This is a genomic window from Bartonella vinsonii subsp. berkhoffii ATCC 51672, assembly GCF_902825225.1.
In the GTDB taxonomy this organism is placed as follows: domain Bacteria; phylum Pseudomonadota; class Alphaproteobacteria; order Rhizobiales; family Rhizobiaceae; genus Bartonella; species Bartonella berkhoffii.
Window position 1 is genome coordinate 106,867 of record NZ_CADEAK010000003.1, and the last position, 22,231, is coordinate 129,097.

Consider the following 22,231-nt stretch of genomic DNA (forward strand, 5'->3'; position numbering starts at 1 on the left):
TTTACCCATGAACCCGCCGTACTGCACTAACTGAACCTGCTTCTTTTAACTGAGAAAAAATACGATTCAAATGTTTTAAATCCCAAACTTCTAGATCAATCACAATTTCTGTAAAATCTGGTGCTGTACGAATAAAAGATAAATTTTGAATATTGGCATCATTGGCAGAAATCACTTGTGTAATTTCAGCTAAAGAGCCAGGACTATTAACAGCTAAAATATTAATTCGAGCAGGAAAACGTTCGCTCATTTGAGCATCAATATCCCAGCGGACATCAATCCATCGTTCTGGCTGATCATCATAGGCCATCAAAGCCGAAGACTGTATCGGATAAATAACGATTCCCGCTCCTGGTTGCATAATGCCAACAATCCGATCTCCCGGTACTGCTCCTTCAGGAGAAAACCGTACAGGAATATCTCCACGTGTTCCTCTGATAGGTAATGCTTTGGATTGATGCTTCTGCACAGTTGTATCCTTTTCATTTTCTGGAACTTTAAAAATCATCCCTTGAGCATTTTCAATGTTAAACCAACCTTCTTCTCCAGGCTTAAAAGAGGACTTTTGTACAACACGATGATCTTGGTAATCAGGATAAATTGCTTTAACCACATCAGCAGAAAGGAGTTCACCACGTCCAACAGCGGCCAATACATCTTCCACATCTTTACGTGCCAAACGTGGCAAAACTTGCTTAAGAGCATCTTTTGAAAATTGCTTTCCCATATATTCAAACGAACGCTCGAGGATACGATACCCCAAACCAGAATATTGCTTACGTACCGCTGCACGGGTTGCTCGACGAATGGCTGAGCGCGCTTTACCTGTTACAACAAGGAATTCCCAAGCTGCTGGCGGAATTTGAGCTTGAGAACGTATAATATCAACTTCATCACCATTTTTTAATTTGGTCATTAAAGGCATAATACGACCATTGATTTTTACCCCTACACAAGAATTACCAATATCCGTATGAACGGCATAAGCAAAATCGATAGGGGTCGCGCCTTTTGGAAAGGCAATTAATCGGCCTTTTGGAGTAAAACAAAAAACTTGATCTTGAAAAAGCTCAAGCTTTGTATGTTCTAAAAACTCTTCTGGATTATCCCCATCTGACAAAGATTGAATCGTTTGACGCAACCATGCATAGGCATTTGTTTCGTTTGATAACTTCAAAGTTGAATAATTGGAGCCATGATCTTTATAAATAGAATGTGCCGCAACGCCATATTCAGCAATTCCATCCATAGCAGCCGTTCTAATCTGCAGTTCTACACGCTGCCTAGAGGGACCTACAATCGTCGTATGAATGGAACGATAATCATTTTGCTTTGGTATAGAAATATAATCTTTAAAACGACCAGGTACCATTGGCCAAGTCGTATGAATGATACCAAGAGCACGATAACAATCATTCACTGTTTCAACAATAACGCGAAATCCAAAAATATCAGACAACTGTTCAAACGATAATGCCTTACTTTCCATTTTGCGAAAAACTGAATAGGATTTTTTCTGACGGCTTTTAACATCCGCTTTAATGCCATGTTCAAAAAAAAGTTTTGCCAGTTCATTTTCAATCCTAGAAAGCACATCACGATTGCGCTTTGATAATTCAGAAAGTCGATTGGTGATCGTCCGATAACCTTCTGGATTTAAATAAAAAAAAGAGAGATCTTCTAATTCTTCGCGCATATCTTGCATACCCATACGACCTGCAAGTGGCGCATAAATATCCATTGTTTCCTCAGCAATTCGCTGACGCTTATCATCACGCATAACACCAAGAGTGCGCATATTATGAAGACGATCAGCAAGCTTGACTAAAAGAACACGAACATCATCAGAAATAGCAATAAGAAGTTTACGAAGATTCTCTGCCTGTACTGCTTTCTTCGATACAAGATCAAGCTTATTAAGTTTTGTGAGCCCTTCAACCAACTTTCCAATCTCAGACCCGAAAAGCTGGTCAATTTCAGCTCGTGTAGCGCTTGTATCTTCAATTGTATCATGCAAAAGAGCAACGGCAATTGTCGCTTCATCCAACCGCATATCTGTCAAAATAGCAGCAACTTCTAAAGGATGAGAAAAATAAAGATCTCCAGAAGCACGCTTTTGATGACCATGCTTTTGCATTGCATAATTATAGGCTCTATTTAACAGAGCCTCATCCACGTCAGACTTGTAACGTTGAACACGCTCAACAAGCTCACACTGACGCATCATACGAGCATATCCTTTATCTTTTCACAACTTACCCCTTATTGAGCATGAATAATTCATCAATAAAAGACAAGAAAAACAACCGCTACCGCATAACAACGTATATTTTCTCCAGAAATATAAATCGCTGCAATTAATAATCGTCACTTTTCTCCGGAACGACTAAACCTTCAATACCTGCTAAAAGCTCTTCTTCTGACATATAATCAAATGAACAGCCCTCTTCTTCTGACGATGTTCCAAAAACAGTTTCAGATTCACCTGAATGAGAAATAAATTCACTTGCCATTTCTGGTTCATCCACTTCCACATGCTTTTGCAATGAATGAATAAGATCTTCTTTCAAATCGGCAGGCGATAATGTTTCCTCAGCTATTTCACGCAAAGCAACAACTGGATTTTTATCATTATCACGATTAACCGTGATCTGCGCACCCTGTGAAATCTGACGCGCTCGATGCCCAGCTAAAAGCACCAACTCAAAGCGGTTATCGACTTTATCAATACAATCTTCTACCGTTACGCGGGCCATTTATGTCTCTTTCTTAAAGCTTAAAAAATTTTATAATAGGTGTTAGAGTATATACAATAATCAAAATAAAACACAAGAAAAACAACACAAGCTTGTTTTTTTGCTCAAAAAGCTTATTAAAAGAATCTTGGAATCTTCATAAAAGCACAAAACCTCTTCAAATTTGTTTCCAACGCTCTTTGTAAAAGGAAAACTTTAAAAGTATCAGTTTTAAACAAAAACTATACTGACTTGATAAATTGACTCTCTACTCTAAAAAATTTATCCTTTGAGATTATAGCAATCATTCCAATTTATTATTTTTTTGTAATAACGACAATCTCATGCACAGTATTTATATTAAGGAATTTTATTCCATAACATCTCTCTTCATTGCTCTCTTATTCACCTCATAAATTACTAAAAGATTTGCTCCTTTATGAAAAAGAATTGGCAATCATTTTATGTTAAATTCTGTTATCAAATAACCCATTTATATTCATCAAGGTTGTTTACAAAAATATAATTCGTCATACACCTCATAAACAACTCAAAAGAATTTTTATAAAAAACAATTAATGTCTATGAATAGCCAATTAACATCGCTTTGCCCAGAACCCGCACAAAACTGCAATTTATGCCCACGCTTACACAAGTTCATTTCTGACTGGCGTATAAAAGAACCAAGTTGGTATAATGCACCGGTGCGCCCATTCTTTCCCTATAAAGGTGCAACAACAACACGGCTTCTCATTGTGGGTCTTGCCCCTGGGTTACGCGGAGCAAATCGAACTGGACGCCCATTCACTGGTGATTATGCTGGACACTTACTTTATTCCACTCTAAAAAAATTTGGTTTTGCCCAAGGTACCTTCGAAGAAAGAGCAGACGACACTCTTGAATTGATTGATGTAGCAATTGTCAACTCAGTTCGTTGTGTTCCACCAGAAAACAAACCCACTGGTGCAGAAATCAATACTTGCCGATATTTCTTTTCCCCTCTTTTAACAAATCTTCCTAAACTTAAAGCTGTTATCACCCTTGGCACTATTGCGCATCATTCCACTCTACGCGCTCTCAATGCAAAAATTTTAGCCCATCCTTTCGGACATGGAAAAATAAATGATATCGGAGGATTACGTATCTTTTCAAGCTATCACTGTTCACGCTATAATACCAATACTGGCCGCTTAACGGATGCTATGTTCCATCAAATTTTTGAAGCAGCAAAAACATATCTAGAACAATGCTGAAATTTCCTAAAGCTATATGAAAACATGGATTCGTAATGGTGTTTTATTATTTTGCATGTTAAGTGAGTGACACGAATACTGTTCAGATTCTCTCATTTCAAGCCTGTTTTATGTAGAATCAATCAAAAGCATTTCCTTGCCGGTCACAAACGGGACTGACATGTGGGCAAAATATTTAAAAGAAAGAAAAGAGTAAAAATACCTCTTATGAATCGGCTTAATGCAAGAGCTATTGCAAAAGAGCTATCGCAACATTGGGAACTAGCAAATAGAATGATGAAGCCAACTTGCACCTTCACAAGCGTAAAGATGGTCGTGCTCAATGGATTTACCAATACACCATCCACGGCTGGTACCGCGAAATAGGCTTGAGTACCTTAAGAGATGTTTCTTTAAAAAGCGCATGAATAAAGATATACAAACCAATTTTTTCATCCATATTTTTTTAAAAGCCTTGCTTTTTCGCGTCCCCAATCACGTTTTTTTTCCGTTTCGCGTTTATCATGAAGCTTTTTCCCACGTGCTAGGGCAATTTCCAACTTAGCACATCCTCTTTCATTAAAATACAATTTAAGGGGAACAAGTGTCATTCCCTCACGAGAAGTCGCATTAAAAAATCGTGCCATTTCACGTTTTGAAATTAATAATTTACGCAAACGACGTGGCTCATGATTAAAACGATTAGCTTGCGTATATTCAGGAATATAACTGTTCACGAGCCATAATTCGCCATTTTCAAAGCTAGCATAGCTTTCAGCAATATTGGCCTGATTGGAACGCAATGACTTCACTTCCGCACCATGAAGTACCAAACCCGCCTCAAGATTATCGAGAATTTCATAATTAAAACGGGCTTTCCGATTGTCAGCAATTATTTTTCGTACTGGCACGTTCTTCTTTTTGTTCATGACTACTCTATCATTTTATTCTTTAAGCAGACCCGCATGGAACAGAGCCGCATCAATGATCTTCTTTGTGGTATCTTTTAATGGAACAATTGGAGAACGGACAATATCGTTACAAAATCCTAATTTTGCGGCAGCATATTTAATACCTGCAGGACTGGGTTCAATAAATACTGCACGATTGAGAGGCATCAGGCGGTCATTTAATTTGAAGGCTGTTTTATAATCACCACGCAAACAAGCCTCATGAAGTTGTGCACAGAGTTTGGGAGCAACATTAGAGGAAACCGAAATGCACCCTACACCTCCATGTGCATTAAAACCTAATGCTGTACAATCATCACCAGAAAGCTGCACAAAATCCTCGCCACACTTTTCACGTTGTTCACTCACACGTTCAATTTTGCTCGTTGCATCTTTAACACCAATGATATTTTTAAAATCCCGACAAAGATCTCTCATAGTTTCCACAGCCATATCGATCACAGAACGACCGGGAATATTATAGATTATAATAGGGATAGAAATAGCTTTCGCAATGGAAGAAAAATGCGCGTATAAACCAGACTGATTAGGCCTATTATAATAGGGAGTGACTACTAGGACTGCATCTGCACCTGCCTTTTGCGCATGTTGAGCAAGCTCTACAGCCTCACTCGTACTATTGGATCCTGCTCCAGCAACAACAGGAACACGCTTAGCAACTTGCTCCACACACAATTCTATAACCTTCTTATGCTCTTCATGGCTTAAAGTCGGTGATTCACCTGTTGTTCCAACAGGGCTTACACCGTTAATACCTTGTACAATCTGCCACTCAACAAAATTGCAAAACGCTTTCTCATCAATAGCGCCTTCATCATCAAACGGTGTGATAAGCGCGGTCACAGCTCCCTTGAGCATGATAAACTTCCTTTAATGTTCTCTTTATTTTTTTATGGCCTTTATAAATTAGCAATAATAGAGCATAGTCCTGCTCTATTATTGAAGCAAGATGAATTTCACGATAGTTCTCATAAGATTTAGCATATGTCTCCTTCAATTTTGCATATTTCTTTAAAGTATCAGCCCACATTAACGCGTTTTTCACCCTTGTGTTTTAGAGATTCTTGAGTGTTTTCAAAAAGCAATGTCTCAAGGTTTTTTTCTCTATGCGCCCACTTTCTGTCCCTTTTTTTGTGCAAACCTTTACTGTACTTATACTGGCAAAAACAATTTCATTTTCAAATGCCTGTGCACAGACACGCCTTTTGCCCGGAAAAGCCCCAATTCCTCTAGCGCGCCCTATTCCCTTTGTCACAAAAAAAGAAGCACAGGAATCTCTTGGACAGGTTTATAAGGCAAACCACAGCCCTCCTACGCCGCTGCATAATAATGCTCCTCTTAAATACCTTAAAGCTGGTTTAGATGCACTTTTAAATAATGATATTGCAAAAACAATAAGTCTTCGTAATTCAATGGAAAAAAATAGCCTTGATTATCATATTTTGATATGGGCAATCGGTATATCAAGCCAAGCCAATGTCCCAAGTTCTGAAATATTCAATGCAATCAACGAGCTAAAAGGATGGCCCGGCATAGATATTATGCAATGTAATGCTGAACGTGCTTTTATCAATGAAACAAATTCCACACATGTGATTATCCAAAAATTTGCTCATCATCCCCCCTTAACAGCACAAGGTATGGCTCTCTTTGCGAAAGCACTTATCGCAACTGGACAAACCACCCGTGCTCATCAAATTATTGCACCATGGTGGCATAAAACAAAACTCAATGCGAAAGAAGAAGAACTTATTCTTAAAAATGCACGTGCTGCATTAAAACCTATTGATCATCTAAAACGCATGCAATTCATGCTTTATGCACATCACTTTGATTCAGCAGTGCGCGTTGCAAAATTAGCTCATGCTCAATCTCTTTTTAATGCTTTTGTCGCCGTTGAAAAAAATGATCCTAGAGCCGCACAAAAATTACGGGCCGTAGAGAGATCATGGCAAAAAAATCCTCTCTTACAATTCGCTCGAATTCGCTATCTTCGGCGAACTGGACAATATAATGAAGCCACAACACTTCTGATGAACACACCAAGAAATGTCTTAAGACTTATAAACCCTCCTGCATTATGGAAAGAGCAACGTGCACTTTCTCGCGAAATGCTTGATTTAAACAAACCTAAAATTGCTTATCAACTCGTGGCCACACACACTGGTATGCCATCTTTATTGGCAGTCGATGCTGAATTTCATGCAGGTTGGTATGCGCTACGGTTTCTTCATGACCCTAAATTGGCAATACACCATTTTTCGCGTATTCCCCAATTATCTTCTACACCTCTTTCTGCATCCCGTGGATATTATTGGATGGGACGTGCGGCAGAAACTTTAGGTGAACATAAAAGTGCACAAAATTATTTTCATCGTGCTGCTCATTTTGGTGCAACTTATTATGGACAATTAGCAGCTGCACGGCTTAACAAAAAAAAACTCGACTTTTTTTTTCCTAAACCAACAGCCCTTGAACGACAACGCTTTAGCGCACGCAATGCTATTAAAGCAATTCAACGCCTTGAAGCAGCAGGTTATGCTCAGTTAGCTAAAATTTTTTACAGAGAACTTGGCAAAAAAATAGAAAGCCCTGGCGAATTAGCGCTTCTGGCAGTAATGGCAGAAAAAAATGGAGACTATTATACCAGTCTCAAAATCGGAAAAAATGCCGTTTTTCAAGGTAAAAATGTTGGTGCACTTTCCCATCCTATAGGTGCTATACCAACCTCTGCCAACGTATCAGCCGCAGGACAAGCACTTGTTTATGCTATAGCGCGCCAAGAAAGTGAATTTAACCCGACAGCTATATCAAAAGCAGGCGCACGAGGCATCCTCCAACTCCTGCCTACGACAGCAAAAGCACTTGCAAAGAAATATTCAATCACATGGTCACCCAAAAAACTGAGTAGCGATGCCAGCTATAACGCTACATTAGGTGCCTATTTTCTCAGTGAACAATTGGAACGTTTTAATGGATCCTATATCTTAACTCTTATTGGTTATAATGCAGGCTCTCGTCGTGTCAATGAATGGATAGAACGTTATGGCGATCCTCGAGGGCAATCTCTTGATAAAGTCATCGATTGGATTGAACGCATTCCCTATACAGAAACACGTAATTACGTGATGCGTGTTATGGAGAATTATGAAGTCTATAAAGCAAGACTTACTGGGAAAACAGATATGAAAGCTGATCTTCTTTACGGTCGATGGAAGTAATATAATGATCTTGTCGTTCATTCTCATTTCTTAACCCACAAACGACAATATCATAGCAACAAACATAAAATATGTGAAAATGAATCATAAATCCCATAGAAGTCAGCTAAATATCAATGATACTCTAATAATTTTGTTCACTTTTGATGGTGGTGGTGGAGGAAAAGAGCCAACACGGGAAAGCGCCGTCATAGCTAATCGATCAAGTTCTGGATCACCCGCAGAGACTACAACACGGCTAGAAAAAATACTCCCTTGCTCATGCACCCTAAATTCTAACTTCACTGTTCCTTTTGCAGAACTGTTACGCTGTCCTACAACATATTTTTTTTGCATTTCTAATTGCGTCTGTACCTTTGCCAACCATTCTACTAACAATGCATCCTCACGTGCTGCTGCATCGCCACTCTGATGGATGGTGGACGAACGTGCCCTCTTTACAGTGGACTGCCTTACTATAGCCTTTGGTATCGGTATAGGTTTTTTATCGATCACTTTACGCTCTACTTCTTGAGGATAAGGTTTCTCCAAGGACTTGAGAAGTGCAAAATCACTTTTTTCTTCAGTATGCTGAAGCTCATCAGGTTGAACCTCATCCATAGCGTCGAAGTTCTCCGATTCCTGTTGTGAAAGATCAGACTGTAACTCTTCTTCTGTATTCATATTCGATAGATCTTTCTCAAGATCCGAAAAATCTGTGTCGACATCTGGATATACAGCTTCTTGCACAACAGTCAGTATAACAATAGGTGAGAGCGTATCTTTACTTACACCAGTACTCTGAAAAGAGAACTGTGCTCCCAATACTATATGCAAAGAAAAAGCGCAAATAAACGCACCAATCCAAAGAGTTAATAACCGCTTCGTATTTGTAAAAATCATAGTCTTTCTGCCGCTATTCTAATCTTAATTGGTCTCTAACTTCATTAAAACAAGCTCTTTTGAAAATGCAACTTTTTTTCTTGACTGCTTTTGTCATGTTTAATATGATTTCTGCGTGGTTTTTTGCTAAAATCAAACCACTTTTGCTTGGCTGGCTCATTATGTAATGGTTTAAGTCAAGCGTTTTTTATAGTTTCGAGCTAGAGAGGGGATGTTTAAGAAAAGGTTATGATGTGTTATGCGAATAAGACAAAGAAATATCCATAAAAGCTGCCTGGTTTTAAGTGCGTTATCAGTCTGTATCCCTTCATTTGTTTTTGCGCAAAACAAGGAGAGCAGTGCTATAACTGAACTTAAGCCGATTGTTATTAAAGGGAAAAAAATAGAGGGAGCTTCAGGTTCAGTAACCATTCTAACTGATCGTAAAACTGCTAAGGATATCGATGAACAGCAAATAAGTGATGCCCATGAAATTAGTCGTCTTGATCCATCCATAGCTTATAACTCAGAGAAAAACAGTTTTGTAGTTCGTGGTTTAAATGCAGATCGTATTCTTATAACGATGGATGGTATTGTTCTTCCATGGCTTAATGATATATTGCGTGGAAACAGTGGAAACACGACATTTGACTTTAGCGCTCTTTCTACATTCGATATTATTCAAGGATCAGATTCTAGTCTTTATGGATCCGGTGCACTAGGGGGCGTCGTTGCTTTACGTACCCTTAATCCGGAAGACCTTATCACTGAAGAGAAGGATTGGGGGAGTCTTATAAAAGGTGGTTATCATTCTGTTAATAATAGTTGGCGGATAGATCAGGCTTTTGCTGTGCGTGTCCGACAAACATTTTTGCTTTTCCAAGGATCTCATACGGAAGGGCATGAGCGCAAAAATATGGGAACCATAGAGGGGTATCACGAAAAACGTACACGTAAAAATCCCGCTCATTTTGACCAAAATAATTTGCTTTTTAAAGTTCATCAATATTTCAATGATAACCATCGACTTGGTTTTACAGCAGAACGCTTTGGTTATAGCAAAAACACGCATTTATTAAATATGAGTGAAAGATACTCTCCAGGCTCTGTTTACGATCAAGATAATAAACGCCGTGAACGTCTTTCTCTTTCTTATGATTACAGTGGTAGCGGGGATAAAGTTTTTGATACATTTCACGGGCAACTTTACTGGCTGAAGCAATCCAATAATGATATTATGAGTGGCTTTCGTGTTAGCGCGCCAAAAGGAGATTATTTGAGAGATAATCTTGTGCGCAACACTAATTATGGTTTAAATGCTCATGCTCACAAAAAATTGAATATTGGCACTGTAAGCCATACGTTGAAGTTTGCTGCTCATGCTTCATCTTCTCAATTTTATCATTATTTGTTAGGAAGAGATAATTGTCATGTGAAGGAATATGCATGGGGATGTCTTTTTGTTCCTGCTAATCGATCAGATTCACCGGATACGAAGAGCTACAATTTTGGTTTCGCTTTTGAAAATGAAATTGGCTTTGCTCATAACCGTTTCCGGGTAACACCTGGAGTTCGTTACGATTGGTATAAGCATATCCCTGAAAAAACCTCTTCTTATGAAAAAGCACTGATTTCTGATAAATTCCCTCCTGAAAGAAATGGCTCACATTTCTCTCCTAAGCTACGGATGGAGTGGGATGTTCGTAATCAAGTAACTCTCTATGCTCAATGGGCGCAAGCTTTTCGCGCACCAAGCAGTTCAGAACTTTATGTCTCTTATATCAAGCCCTCCGCTTATTATGTGAAAGGAAATCCTGATCTTAAAGCAGAAATAAGCAATGGGTATGATATAGGCCTAAAATATGGAGATAAGAGCTTCGGTGGTTTGTTTAGTGCCTTTGTCAATCAATATAAAAATTTCATAGATACTGTCGATAAAGGACCATCAGAAGAATTCCGATTTGCGCGTCGGCATTACATGAATCGTTCGAATGTCCGTATTTCTGGTGTTGAAGCAAAAATACATTTGGCTCTTAATAGTGGTTTCCGTAGCAATTTTGCCCTTGTCTATTCGCAAGGAAAAGATCTTGATAAAAATGAATGTCTCAGTTCAATTCAACCTTTAAAAACGGTTGTTGGACTAGGATACGCAAAAGAATTTTGGGGAGCAGACGTCATACTTACTTCATCTGTGAAACGTGATAAAACTACTCAAGAATCTAGCACCCCCAAAGTTCCTGGGTATAACATTGTTGATATATCAGGATGGTGGAAACCCTTTGGTGAAAAAGGGCTTGTTGTAAGAGCTGGTGTTTATAATCTGTTCAATACAAAATATTGGAATGTCTATGATCTTCCTGCAAGTAAAAGTGCAACACCAGATGATTATTATAGCCAACCTGGTCGTAACTTTAAGGTATCATTCGTGCAAAAGTTTTAGTCACTTCTGTTAATTCTTAGATCAATAGAAAATTGTATCAATAAAAGGATAAATTATTGTGTTTCTTTCCTCATTTTTCTTTAAATTACAAAGACTTGAAAGAAAAACTTTATTTCTTCCTCATTTGTCAATTTTTGGTTGTTCTGCTGTTGATTATTAGGGGCTTATTTGATGAAGGGTTGAGTCATTCGTTGAGAATGGCTCAACCTATTGCCTTGGTAATGATAAAATTTTGAACGTTAACTCTCTAAAATTAACATGAGGATAAGTCCATGTCATCCTATACAGCCGAAATGATTATTCGTTTGCGTGAAGAAAAAAAAGAGATGCGGAATCGTGATTTTGCAGTCTCTATTGGTATATCTGAGGCAGAATTTGTTGCGGCCTATTGTACAATTGGGAAAGCAAAAAGACTACATGCCCATGTTGCAACTTTCCTAGAAAGTGCTCCTCAACTTGGAACAGTGATGGCATTGACACGTAATGAATATGCTGTTCATGAAATAACAGGATGTTTTGGAGAGATTGTTCAAAGCCAACATGTTCCAATCACGCTCGGTGAAATTGACTTACGTATTTTTCCAAAACAATGGAAATTTGGCTTCGAATATGATATGATTGTTTCTGGAAAACCTACGAAAAGTCTACAATTTTTTGATCAAAGCGGCTTTTCTATTTTTAAGCTCTATCCTACCGATACAACAAATATGGAAGAGTGGAATGGACTTGTTGATAAATTGCTTCATGAGAATCAATCCCCTGTTCTTGATATTCTTCCTGCTCCAACCCCAGTTCAATGTGATGTAGAAAAGCTAGATATTGAGCATTTTCGAGATCGTTGGCGAAACATGACTGATGTACATCAACTTCATGAAATTATTTCTGAACTAAAAATGAATCGGCATGACGCTGTGAAATATGCTGGTAGTGAATTTTCTAACGCGTTAAGTGAGGACGCTATTGAAATAATGCTAAACCAAGCTGCACAACAGGAAATTCCAATTATGTGCTTTATTGGCAATAGAGGGTGTATCCAAATTTTTAGTGGGAAAATAAAAAACATTAAAGCCATGGGTCCTTGGATTAATATTCTCGACCATAAATTCGACATGCATTTGTTACTTTCTGGAATCGATAGAGTATGGGATGTTCGCAAACCTACAAATGATGGTTATGTAAGCTCACTTGAAGTTTTTGATAAAAATAATGAGATGATTGTTCAATTCTTTGGCATGCGAAAGGAAGGCCAAAAAGAACGTGAAGATTGGCGCTCTTTATTGAAGAGTTTACCTTCATATAGAGAAACAGCAATCGCTTAAATAAGGTAAAGTTGAGCATGATTAAACTTTTTTTGCGTAAAGTACTAAATTTTTTTCTTATTTTCATACTGCTCTCTCTTCCCTTCTTTTCACAACCAGTATACGCTGAACCTACAACACACTTTTCTAAAAATGCACGTATTGTTTCCATTGGTAGCTCTCTTACAGAAATCGTTTATGCATTGGGCGCACAAGATCAACTTGTCGCCCGTGATAGTACAAGCATTTATCCACAAGAAGCGCTCAAACTTCCTGTACTCGGATATATGCGCGCTCTTTCACCTGAAGGTGTTTTATCACTTGCTCCAGAAGGTATATTGCTGGTTGAAGGAAGTGGACCTCCTTCAACAATTGAAATCCTTAAAAAAACATCGATTCCTATAGTGATCGTGCCAGAAGACTTCTCTCGAGAAAATGTTATAGAAAAGATTCGTCTTGTTGGTAAAGCACTTCATCGTGAAGCAGAAGCGGCTACACTCATAAAAAAAATAAGTCGTGATTTCGTGGACAATGATGCTCTTTTGGCAAAGGTAACAAAACCAAAGCGTGTTCTTTTTATTTTTTCCGTACAAAATGGCCGTGTTATGGCATCTGGAACAGGTACAGCTGCAGATGGTATGATAAAACTTTCAGGTGGTATCAATGCCATCACCGATTACAAAGGGTATAAACTACTAAATGGTGAAGCGTTATTAAAATCAAATCCTGATGTTATTTTACTTGTAAAGCACGGTGGAAAATCCGCTAATCTTGAAAAGATTTTAGCTATTCCAGCAATCCAAGCAACAAATGCAGCCAAAAATCATGCTATTAAACAGATGGATACTATGTATCTTTTAGGATTTGGTCCACGCACTGCGGATGCATCAAGAGAACTTATTCATATGCTTTATGGTGAAAACCAAAAGGGTAAGAGCTGATCAAAATGGTAAATAGCACATCCATAATGTATACACCTGAAACAAATGAAAATAAAAAAATAGATCGTGCGAATTTGAGAAAGGTTGTACTCTTAGGTCTCATCATATTCCTCATCTTCAGCATTTTTGCTGGAATTTTGAATGGAGCTTCAAACGTTTCTTTCTTTGATTTTCTTCATGGAATGCTTACGCAAGACTTTTCAGTGAGTCATAAGACACGCGATTATCTCGTGTTTATTGATATTAGGCTGCCCCGCGTCATTTTGGGGTTATTGATTGGGTCTGCTCTCGCTGTCTCTGGTGTTCTCATGCAAGGACTTTTCCGTAATCCTCTTGCAGATCCTGGAATTATAGGCGTCTCAGCAGGGGCTGGTCTTGGTGCTGTTTTAGCAATTGTTATTGGTATTGCCTTTCCTGCTTCCTTGGCACCTTTTCTAGAACCTTACAAAGTAATCATAGGTGCCTTTTCTGGCGGACTTCTCTCAACAATTGTCCTTTATACAATAGCAACGCATCATAGTTTTACCTCTATTGCTACAATGCTTCTTGCAGGTATTGCACTTGGTGCTTTAAGCAGTGCTGTTGTTGGAACACTCATTTTCATTGCAAATGACCAACAACTGCGTGATATCACTTTTTGGAATCTTGGCTCTCTTGCAGGTGCTACATGGTTAAAAGTTTGGCTTGTTTTTCCTTTTATCTGTGTTGGTCTTCTTTTTTCGCCCCTTTTATCACGAGCACTTGATGCTCTTGCTCTTGGAGAAGCTGTTGCTGGCCATATTGGTTTTCATATCCAACGGATTAAAAATCTTGCTATTCTCCTTGTTGCCCTTATGTGTGGGAGTGCAGTTGCTATTAGTGGAGGAATTGGTTTTATTGGTATTGTTGTTCCTCATATTTTGCGTCAGCTCATTGGTCCAGATCACCGTTATCTTATTCCTTGCTCTGCTCTCTTAGGAGCGGCATTACTTATTTTCGCTGACACCTTTGCGCGCTTAGTTGTTGCCCCCGCAGAATTACCAATTGGGATCGTTACAGCACTTTTTGGTGCACCTTTTTTCCTGTGGATTCTTATACACAAAAGAGGAACAAACTTTTCATGATTGAGGCAACGAATATTTGCGTTCAACGCGGAAAAAAACAAATTCTTAACCATATAGACCTTCATGCAAATTGTGGGGACTTTACCATTATTATCGGTCCCAATGGATCTGGAAAAAGCACTTTCATCAAAGCGCTGAGTGGAGAGCTTCCCTACAGTGGGAAAATCACTTTAAATGGTTATGATGTTCGCCAAACAAAAACTTGTAAAATGGCAAAAATGCGTGCAGTGCTTCCACAATCAACAATGCTCGCATTTCCGTTCTTAGTCCATGAAGTTGTAGAACTTGCTCTTTCTGTCAATCAACTTACCATTGCCAAAACTGAATTACAAAATCTTACCCAAAAAGCTTTGGAACGCGTCGGACTTGCGAACTATGGAAAGCGATATTATCATAAATTGTCAGGAGGAGAACAATCTATGGTGCAACTTGCTCGTGTACTTTGCCAAGTCTGGGAACCTGTTTCTCGTGGAGTTTCTCGTTGGATGATCTTAGATGAACCTATTGCTAGCCTTGATATTCAACATCAGCTTGTTGTTATGGATCTTGCCAAAAATTTTGCCCGTTGTGGCGGTGGTGTTCTTGCTGTTCTTCATGATCTCAACCTTGCCTCACACTATGCAGATAAAATGATATTGCTAAAGCAAGGAAAGATTCATTGTGAGGGAAATGCTTCTACGGTTTTGACAACACAAAATCTCCGTGATGTTTATCATTGTCCCTTAATTGTTTCTGAATTACCTAAAGCAGATGTTCCATTTATACTCCCTCAAACAGCATCCTGCCTATAAAATAAGTTTTTTAAAATCTGTTTAGTTAAATCAAAGAGTTAAAGTATCTAGCTCACATAAAATAGATAAGATGCATTTGAAAGTTGTTTTGGTTTTCAATAATTCTTTTCTGTATCGTGATATGTCATTTTTTGATAAGATCTTGCTCCAGAAATATTCCAGAAACAATATGCGTGTTAAAAAGTCTTCAAACTTTACTGGATAAAAATATTTAAAACTTTGTTATACTGTCATATCTTCTTTTCATAACCTAAATGAGGAATTGTCCCTCTATTTCTGCTATACTGATCTTTATGAAAATAAAGTAAAGAATACACGCAATGTTTCTGTAATGATCATGCACTATGTCTCTACTAAATAAAACCCATGGGTATCGTGATATTTTCTTATTTTTCTTTCTTTTGCTTGATGCAAAAAATTGTTTATTGGTATGTAGAAAAATTGCCCCATGGATAAACCCTCTTTGAAAATTGACCAAGTATGCTTCTTGTAGACCACCGTAATGCAAGAACAGTTGCGATATTGCGAGCTGACAAATATAATGACTGTGCTGGCTTGAAAGGCAAAGGTTTGTTCTTCTTCAAGGAATAAGAGATATTACAAATAGAGTATTCTTTTTACCCTGCATTGAGTAATTTTATACATTTTACAAAACACGTTACCAAAATAGATATTTTCAGACAGCTTAACGATTAAATTTTAAATGGCTTTTATGTATTTTCTCTATGTGATTAGAGCTTTACAAAGAAAAAGTAATTGATATTTCTCTCGTTAATAAATTATCCTCTTAGCTCTACAGCTATTTGAAAATGCTTCCTGATCCCTCAAAGAGCGTTTAAAACTCTTAAGGAACTTATTCATAGTAGCTGAATCTCTTATTATTTGAATAAATAAATAACGCGGAATTGTTCCGCGTTAACAATTTCACTAAAAGCAAACAAATTATTGATCACTCACTAATCCTTATGATTTTATAGCATAAACAACGGTTGTATTCACAGGTCTTGTTTCTCTCTCACCTGTTGGAGAAATGGTTGCCTTGTGCGTATGTGCGCCGGCCGATTGTGTTGTCCCTGTAATGATTTGATAGTGATAACTTGGGTTTCTTCTACCAATATCATTAGCACTCCATCCTACCCCATCATATTGAAAATTGTGCGTATGCTCACCTGCCCTTTCAATGGTGCAAACATGCTCGTGTAATTTTATGGAATCTTGCTGCTCTTTTGCAAACTGTCTATTGGAATCCAGACCACGGCCATTATCAAAACCGCGTAAAAACATCCCTCTAAAGTCAGGAACTTTAAAGGTTGTATTACTGTCTTTTCCCCATTTATCACCTATTGCCTTGAATAACTGCGGATAATCTTTGCGTTTATAAACAGCACCATCGCATAAAAGCCAGCCATTGGGCATTTCTTGCATAGCAAATGTCGCAATAAACCCGCAAGGAAAGGGTTCTACCTTTGGTGGTGGGAGAGGTGTAGGGTTTAAGAGATACCAACCATCACGATCTTCTCTTGAAACATTGCTATTATAGACTATCTCGTAAATGCCATCTGTTTGTAGCTCTCCGCCTTCTAATGGTATAATACCCGCATTGGTTGCCTTATAGATTGGCTTCTCCCCTATGCTATTAACGGTTATTATCGTCGTGCCAATATTCACGCCACGAGACTTAAAACGTATGATGATGTCATTTTTATATTTCTCTATAGGTGAAGCTGTCTTTAACGTAATCAATGTTGTTTTGTCTTCTACATTCACCATAAAGCTTGAATCAAGAGAACCACCATTATCTGCAAGATATTCACGCACACGTTGCATCATCGCCCGTGCACTATCATTGACAGAACTAGGCAGCTGCCCTTCTGCCCAATTAATGATACTATCTGAATTGGCATTTTCATCAGCCTTTAACGACCAATCGTAAATATTAGACATTATTATCCCCCATTATTTTCAATAACTCTTCTCATAACTTCATTTCTTTTTGCTTCCCCCCATGAAGCAACTCTTCTTCATCAATAGGTCTATTAATTAACAGTCATAAGACTGCCAATACGTACTAAAAAGTAAAAAACGCTATTATTCGTCGATACATCACTTTTGCTATAGTAACCTGTATTTGTCATTTGTTTTTCTTTTTATTCCTTCCCAATCAAATGCATTCAATCCATCTTTTTTATAAAACCAGTCTCAAGGCCTTTCGCTTGCGATATAATCATCCCATTTGGTATTACTTGCCTCTTATTACCTCTTTGTCATGAGGCGGTTATACTTTGGAATCTTCAGTTTGTTGTAAAAGTCTACAATATGCAGAACACTCTGTGCACACAGCATGAGATATTTTTGACTCAATAACGTTTAAAGTGTTGGGGGTGCTAGAAAGTACAGTAGGCTTTATTGGGCTTTTCAAGTGTATCAATTCGCTTCTTATTTAACTGATAGGTAATTACATCCAACCGCAGTTATATCAAATCCACAGCAAGGGATTTTGTGACACATATCGTGTGTTAGAAATTATACAAATAACTGTGATTTTTTAACTGCTATCTTTTGATCTGTGGTTGCAAAATTTTTCAAGTTATTTTGCTTTATCCTCATTTAAAATAGGCTATGATTTTTATTGATCGTTTTCTTTATTAAACAAGCTAAAAAATTTTCTTTATATTTTTTGCATTCCTCATCATATTTCTCTCTGCATACAAAAATCTCTTCAAACATATCTTATTTTATTAAATTGTTCTGAAAACTGCTTTTACCAGATCAATACCCACCCCCTTATTGAACGCCTAGTATTTTCAATCTAAAGCAGCACAAAGGATATCTCTCAATACAGACAACTCCCCCACGCTTTAACTTCATAACCCGAGAATTATATGCTAAATATACTAAAGACGCATCTCTCATCAAACTTGAAGACTGTAACCGATTGCCTTACATGAATTTAGAAGTATAACCACATCCCTCCCCCCTGAAAAGGCGCACCACGAATCTTCGAAACTCAATTTTTGTAACCTTCTACCCTTCTCACAGCTAGTACATCTAGCTTGCCTTCTATTTTATTATATACAGATTTTTTTTGCAAGAGCAATAAACTCCAAGGCATATCAGCAAAACGCTGAAGAGTCCGACCAAATCCTTGTCATTATTGGCATTCTCCATCCTTATTGCAATATCAGAGTCAGCATTCGCCAAACTGTTTTGGTGATCGATCCTGCTATTCCAAAAAGCATGAGAAATATCCTAAACGCACGATTAAGTATAAAAATGAGCACGCGAATTAAAAAAATATGCAATAAGCAATAATACTTGCCATAATTTCAGGAGAAGAACTATCATAACTCAAAGCAATTTTTTCTAAACAGAAAACAAGAGTACTGATAAGAGTACCAATTTCTAAAGACCACCTATTGAATCAGAAAGCTACATGAAATATGAAAAATAAAACTTAAGAGAAGCAATAAACATAAGCCCTCTCAGTTTAGCAATAAATTTTTGCTCTTACTGTTCTTTATAAAAAAATTTTGTATTGTATCTTTCCACTTTATAGTTCCTACTTTCATTCCCCAAAATACATAAAACCCGTTCAAAACATATCTTTGCGATTGACAATATAGATATTTAAGCTAACCATAGTCATGCTAACAAAAATCCTTTAAGTGGGGGTAGCGCAAATATTATGAAAAATATTGCATCAATTTTTTCAATAAAGCTTTTTGATTTTCATCTGGTGTGCCTAGCGATATTGTACACATTCCTTAACGCAAGCACAGCTGATTAAAATTTGAATATTTCCCGTTTAATATCGCAATCTGTTTTTGAACTATGTGTTTATAAGGAAAAAGTTTATGCAGAAAGATATGCCATCCATCAGTTGCAGCCCCTTTCCCGCCTCACGCAAAATTTACCAACAAAGTCCTCTTTTTTCTGATGTGCGTGTCTCATTGCGTGAAATTTCACTGACCGATGGCAATGGTGAAAAACCTTTAAACATTTATGATACTTCCGGTCCATATACCGATGAAAATATGATCATTGATATTACAAAAGGCTTGCCAGCAATTCGCTCATCTTGGCTTTCTAAACGCGCTGATACCGAATCTTATCCTGCACGATTCATTAAATCTGAAGATAACGGGGGAACCTACGATACTCCCCCTGTATCAACTTTTGAACAAAAACGGCTTATTTTGCGAGCAAAAAAGGGCAAAGCAATTACACAAATGGCTTATGCACGTGCCGGCATTATTACTGAAGAAATGGAATATGTCGCTATACGAGAAAATGAAGGTCTTGAAAAACAAGAGCAACAAAAAGTGCAACCAAATGAAATCTTTAATGGAACCATACCAGAAATTTATACTGCTGAATTTGTTCGCAATGAAATTGCGTGCGGACGTGCCATTATTCCCCAAAACATTAATCATCCAGAATGCGAACCCATGATTATTGGACGCAATTTTCGTGTTAAAATTAATGCCAATATTGGCAATTCAGCAGTTACTTCATCTATGGCAGAAGAAGTTGATAAAATGGTTTGGGCTATTCGTTGGGGAGCGGATACAGTTATGGATCTCTCAACAGGACGGAATATTCACAATATCCGTGAGTGGATTATTAGAAATTCGCCCGTTCCAATTGGAACTGTTCCTCTTTATCAAGCACTCGAAAAAGTACAAGGTATTGCGGAGAATTTAACATGGGATATTTTCCGTGATACACTCATTGAACAAGCAGAACAAGGGGTTGATTATTTTACCATTCACGCAGGATTAAGATTGCCTTTTATCCCTCTAACCGTTGATCGGGTAACAGGTATTGTTTCACGTGGTGGCTCAATTATGGCAAAATGGTGTCTCCATCATCATAAAGAAAGTTTTCTCTATGAACATTTTGATGAAATTTGTGATATTGCACGCATGTATGATATCTCTCTTTCATTAGGAGATGGTCTGCGCCCAGGCTCTATTGCCGACGCCAATGATGAAGCCCAATTTGCCGAACTTAAGACTTTGGGAGAATTGACAAAAATTGCTTGGGAAAAAGACGTACAGGTTATGATTGAAGGACCTGGGCATGTTCCAATGCACAAAATTAAAGAAAATATGGAACAACAATTAGAGCTCTGTCATGAGGCGCCCTTTTATACTTTGGGACCTCTTACCACTGACATTGCGCCTGGTTATGACCATATTACATCCGCAATTGGTGCCGCTATGATTGGATGGTTTGGAACTGCTATGTTGTGTTATGTAACGCCTAAAGAGCACCTAGGACTCCCCGATAAAAATGATGTTAAAACGGGCGTGATCACTTATAAAATCGCTGCCCATGCGGCTGATCTTGCCAAAGGTTTGCCCAGAGCACAATTGCGCGATAATGCCCTTTCACGTGCGCGATTTGACTTTAGGTGGCATGATCAATTCAATATTTCTCTTGATCCAGAAACAGCCTGTGCTTTCCATGATGAAACAATGCCTAAAGAAGCGCATAAATTGGTGCATTTTTGTTCCATGTGTGGGCCCAAATTTTGTTCCATGCGGATTTCCCATGACATTCGTGATGCAGCAGCAATAAGAAAAACAAAAGAGGAAGGTATGACTGTGATGTCCGAAAAATATCAAAAGAATGGTGATCTTTATGTAGATGCTATTTCTACTCAAAAAAATAGAGTTAACAGGTGAAGAATATTCTTATCAAAGGTGCGGGTATAGGGGGCTTAACAGTTGCCTTTATGTTACAACAAAAAGGTATTTCTGTTACCCTATCTGCTCCGCCTCATTCTCCTATAGGAACAGCCAGTTGGTATGCGGGAGGAATGCTCGCACCTTACTGTGAAAGAGAAAATGCTGAACAAATTGTTGAAGATCTTGGTGTACAAGCCATAGAATGGTGGCGCAAAACATTTCCCAATCTTGTCATAGAAAAAGGGACTTTAGTTGTCGCCCCTATGCGCGATAGGGTAGAACTGGAACGATTTTCAATGCGCACCCATAATCACAAAACGATCAACGGTGCAGAAATAGCGCATCTTGAACCGGATCTTGCAGAACGTTTTAACTATGCTCTCTTTTATGAAAAAGAAGTACATATTGATCCTCGTAAAGCACTTATCACTTTAAAAGAAAAGCTTATACAAAACGAAGCGTGTTTTGTCGATGTCGAAACATCTGAAACAAATTTTGATATTGTTATTGATGCAACTGGAATAGCACGTTTAGGAAAAGATAAAAATATACGAGGTGTACGTGGAGAAATGCTTCTTGTTCGTAGTACAGAGGTTAAAATTTCTCGTCCAATTCGCCTTCTCCATCCACGGTTTCCTCTCTACATTGTACCTCGACAAAATAATGTTTTTATGATTGGCGCAACAATGATTGAGAGTAACTTTGATGGTGCCATCTCAGTGCGATCAATGATGGAATTACTCAATGCAGCTTATACCTTGCATCCAGCTTTTGCTGAAGCAGAAATTATTGAATCCGGTGTTGGTATACGACCAGCCTATCCTGATAACTTCCCTTCTGTGTACAAACATGGTAATCATATTTTTATTAATGGATTTTATAGACATGGTTTCCTTTTATCTCCAGAAATGGCAAAACGAGCAATAAAATTGGCATTGGAGTAAA

The 22,231-nt window shown here is 38.0% G+C and carries 15 protein-coding genes; 9 read left to right on the top strand and 6 right to left on the bottom strand.

Annotation, left to right across the window (positions count from 1 at the left end):
- Nucleotide 1: 1 nt before the first annotated feature.
- Together J7R10_RS02415 and rpoZ are read right to left on the bottom strand one after the other, a co-directional pair.
- Nucleotides 2–2,227 (bottom strand): RelA/SpoT family protein, encoded by a 2,226-nt coding sequence (locus J7R10_RS02415; RefSeq protein ID WP_010704995.1) that lies wholly within the window; start codon nucleotides 2,225–2,227, stop codon nucleotides 2–4.
- 130 nt (nucleotides 2,228–2,357) lie between these two features.
- On the bottom strand, nucleotides 2,358–2,756 hold the full coding sequence (gene rpoZ, locus J7R10_RS02420) for a DNA-directed RNA polymerase subunit omega (RefSeq protein WP_010704994.1): 399 nt from the start codon (nucleotides 2,754–2,756) through the stop codon (nucleotides 2,358–2,360).
- Nucleotides 2,757–3,319: 563 nt separating this feature from the next.
- Here rpoZ and J7R10_RS02425 point away from each other — a divergent pair.
- Entirely contained in the window at nucleotides 3,320–3,988 is a 669-nt protein-coding gene (locus J7R10_RS02425) for a uracil-DNA glycosylase (protein ID WP_026501284.1), read from the top strand.
- A gap of 431 nt (nucleotides 3,989–4,419) precedes the next feature.
- On the opposite strand, the gene smpB is transcribed toward J7R10_RS02425, so the two are convergent.
- Nucleotides 4,420–4,896: an SsrA-binding protein SmpB gene (gene smpB / locus J7R10_RS02430; RefSeq protein ID WP_004864754.1), complete on the bottom strand. Its 477-nt coding sequence runs from the start codon at nucleotides 4,894–4,896 to the stop codon at nucleotides 4,420–4,422.
- Nucleotides 4,897–4,911: 15 nt separating this feature from the next.
- A complete protein-coding gene (dapA, locus tag J7R10_RS02435; protein WP_010704992.1) occupies nucleotides 4,912–5,796 on the bottom strand; it encodes a 4-hydroxy-tetrahydrodipicolinate synthase in 885 nt (294 codons plus the stop codon).
- 248 nt (nucleotides 5,797–6,044) lie between these two features.
- On the opposite strand from dapA, the gene J7R10_RS02440 reads away from it, so the two are divergent.
- Nucleotides 6,045–8,159, top strand: a complete 2,115-nt coding sequence (locus tag J7R10_RS02440; RefSeq protein WP_010704991.1) for a lytic transglycosylase domain-containing protein — start codon at nucleotides 6,045–6,047, stop codon at nucleotides 8,157–8,159.
- Nucleotides 8,160–8,261: 102 nt separating this feature from the next.
- On the opposite strand, the gene J7R10_RS02445 is transcribed toward J7R10_RS02440, so the two are convergent.
- Nucleotides 8,262–9,041: an energy transducer TonB family protein gene (locus tag J7R10_RS02445; RefSeq protein WP_010704990.1), complete on the bottom strand. Its 780-nt coding sequence runs from the start codon at nucleotides 9,039–9,041 to the stop codon at nucleotides 8,262–8,264.
- 238 nt (nucleotides 9,042–9,279) lie between these two features.
- Between J7R10_RS02445 and J7R10_RS02450 the strand changes: the two genes are divergently transcribed.
- The 5 genes from J7R10_RS02450 to J7R10_RS02470 all read left to right on the top strand — a co-directional run bounded on the left by J7R10_RS02450 (nucleotide 9,280) and on the right by J7R10_RS02470 (nucleotide 15,593).
- Nucleotides 9,280–11,460 (top strand): TonB-dependent hemoglobin/transferrin/lactoferrin family receptor, encoded by a 2,181-nt coding sequence (locus J7R10_RS02450; protein ID WP_010704989.1) that lies wholly within the window; start codon nucleotides 9,280–9,282, stop codon nucleotides 11,458–11,460.
- 272 nt (nucleotides 11,461–11,732) lie between these two features.
- Nucleotides 11,733–12,779, top strand: coding sequence for a hemin-degrading factor (locus tag J7R10_RS02455; protein ID WP_010704988.1), 1,047 nt, complete (start codon nucleotides 11,733–11,735; stop codon nucleotides 12,777–12,779).
- Nucleotides 12,780–12,796: 17 nt separating this feature from the next.
- On the top strand, nucleotides 12,797–13,699 hold the full coding sequence (locus tag J7R10_RS02460; protein WP_010704987.1) for a heme/hemin ABC transporter substrate-binding protein: 903 nt from the start codon (nucleotides 12,797–12,799) through the stop codon (nucleotides 13,697–13,699).
- A gap of 5 nt (nucleotides 13,700–13,704) precedes the next feature.
- Nucleotides 13,705–14,802, top strand: coding sequence for a FecCD family ABC transporter permease (locus J7R10_RS02465; protein WP_010704986.1), 1,098 nt, complete (start codon nucleotides 13,705–13,707; stop codon nucleotides 14,800–14,802).
- Nucleotides 14,799–15,593: a heme ABC transporter ATP-binding protein gene (locus J7R10_RS02470; RefSeq protein WP_010704985.1), complete on the top strand. Its 795-nt coding sequence runs from the start codon at nucleotides 14,799–14,801 to the stop codon at nucleotides 15,591–15,593. Before J7R10_RS02465 ends, J7R10_RS02470 begins: the two co-directional genes overlap by 4 nt.
- A gap of 963 nt (nucleotides 15,594–16,556) precedes the next feature.
- On the opposite strand, the gene J7R10_RS02475 is transcribed toward J7R10_RS02470, so the two are convergent.
- The gene (locus tag J7R10_RS02475) at nucleotides 16,557–17,537 is read right to left on the bottom strand and encodes a phage tail protein (RefSeq protein WP_010704984.1); all 981 of its coding nucleotides are present in this window, start codon (nucleotides 17,535–17,537) and stop codon (nucleotides 16,557–16,559) included.
- A 1,910-nt stretch (nucleotides 17,538–19,447) separates the two neighbouring features.
- Here J7R10_RS02475 and thiC point away from each other — a divergent pair.
- Both thiC and J7R10_RS02485 read left to right on the top strand, forming a co-directional pair.
- Nucleotides 19,448–21,283 (top strand): phosphomethylpyrimidine synthase ThiC, encoded by a 1,836-nt coding sequence (thiC, locus tag J7R10_RS02480; RefSeq protein ID WP_010704983.1) that lies wholly within the window; start codon nucleotides 19,448–19,450, stop codon nucleotides 21,281–21,283.
- Nucleotides 21,280–22,230: an FAD-dependent oxidoreductase gene (locus J7R10_RS02485; protein ID WP_010704982.1), complete on the top strand. Its 951-nt coding sequence runs from the start codon at nucleotides 21,280–21,282 to the stop codon at nucleotides 22,228–22,230. The genes thiC and J7R10_RS02485 overlap by 4 nt, the downstream gene beginning before the upstream one ends.
- Nucleotide 22,231 lies beyond the last annotated feature (1 nt).

Bases quoted from the DNA above. Each gene is read 5' to 3' on its own strand.
- J7R10_RS02415 (WP_010704995.1), bottom strand. From the start codon at position 2,227: ATGATGCGTCAGTGTGAGCTTGTTGAGCGTGTTCAACGTTACAAGTCT.
- rpoZ (WP_010704994.1), bottom strand. From the start codon at position 2,756: ATGGCCCGCGTAACGGTAGAAGATTGTATTGATAAAGTCGATAACCGC.
- J7R10_RS02425 (WP_026501284.1), top strand. From the start codon at position 3,320: ATGAATAGCCAATTAACATCGCTTTGCCCAGAACCCGCACAAAACTGC.
- smpB (WP_004864754.1), bottom strand. From the start codon at position 4,896: ATGAACAAAAAGAAGAACGTGCCAGTACGAAAAATAATTGCTGACAAT.
- dapA (WP_010704992.1), bottom strand. From the start codon at position 5,796: ATGCTCAAGGGAGCTGTGACCGCGCTTATCACACCGTTTGATGATGAA.
- J7R10_RS02440 (WP_010704991.1), top strand. From the start codon at position 6,045: ATGCGCCCACTTTCTGTCCCTTTTTTTGTGCAAACCTTTACTGTACTT.
- J7R10_RS02445 (WP_010704990.1), bottom strand. From the start codon at position 9,041: ATGATTTTTACAAATACGAAGCGGTTATTAACTCTTTGGATTGGTGCG.
- J7R10_RS02450 (WP_010704989.1), top strand. From the start codon at position 9,280: ATGCGAATAAGACAAAGAAATATCCATAAAAGCTGCCTGGTTTTAAGT.
- J7R10_RS02455 (WP_010704988.1), top strand. From the start codon at position 11,733: ATGTCATCCTATACAGCCGAAATGATTATTCGTTTGCGTGAAGAAAAA.
- J7R10_RS02460 (WP_010704987.1), top strand. From the start codon at position 12,797: ATGATTAAACTTTTTTTGCGTAAAGTACTAAATTTTTTTCTTATTTTC.
- J7R10_RS02465 (WP_010704986.1), top strand. From the start codon at position 13,705: ATGGTAAATAGCACATCCATAATGTATACACCTGAAACAAATGAAAAT.
- J7R10_RS02470 (WP_010704985.1), top strand. From the start codon at position 14,799: ATGATTGAGGCAACGAATATTTGCGTTCAACGCGGAAAAAAACAAATT.
- J7R10_RS02475 (WP_010704984.1), bottom strand. From the start codon at position 17,537: ATGTCTAATATTTACGATTGGTCGTTAAAGGCTGATGAAAATGCCAAT.
- thiC (WP_010704983.1), top strand. From the start codon at position 19,448: ATGCAGAAAGATATGCCATCCATCAGTTGCAGCCCCTTTCCCGCCTCA.